Annotated in this window: 1 pseudogene; it reads left to right on the top strand. The window is 61.3% G+C overall.

The window, feature by feature from the left end:
- Positions 1-503, top strand: a pseudogene (locus tag F0Q45_RS26655) (arylsulfatase); the annotation flags it as partial.
- Positions 504-524 lie beyond the last annotated feature (21 nt).

Below are 524 nucleotides of genomic sequence, written 5' to 3'. Positions count from 1 at the left end.
GGCGCTCGTTCGCGGTGTTGGCCGACGTGACGGTGGACACCACCGGGGCCGAAGGTGTGTTGTTCAAACAGGGCGGCGCACACGGCGGGCACGTGTTGTTCATCCAAGATGGGCGTCTGCATTACGTGTACAACTTTCTCGGCGAGCGTCAGCAACTGCTCTCGTCGGTCGCAGCGATTCCGCTGGGCAGACATCTGCTCGGCGTCCGCTATTCCCGAACGGGAACGGTCCCCAACAGCCATACGCCCCTAGGCGATCTGACCTTGTACTTCGGTCACCACGATGTCGGTAGCCTGGTGGATGTGGTGACGCATCCAGGCACGTTTGGCTTGGCAGGTGCCGGTATCACCGTCGGGCACAATGGCGGTTCGGCGGTGTCGAGCCGCTACAAAGCGCCGTTCGCCTTTACCGGCGGAACTATCGCCCAGGTGACGATCGACCTATCCGGACGACCGTATGAAGACGTGGAAAAAGAAACCGCCCTTGCTTTTTCACGCGACTAGGCGTCCAGCGCGACTGCTGTT

Source organism: Mycobacterium simiae, from assembly GCF_008370645.1.
Classification (GTDB): domain Bacteria; phylum Actinomycetota; class Actinomycetes; order Mycobacteriales; family Mycobacteriaceae; genus Mycobacterium; species Mycobacterium simiae_A.
This window is presented reverse-complemented; position numbering and strand designations above follow the sequence as displayed.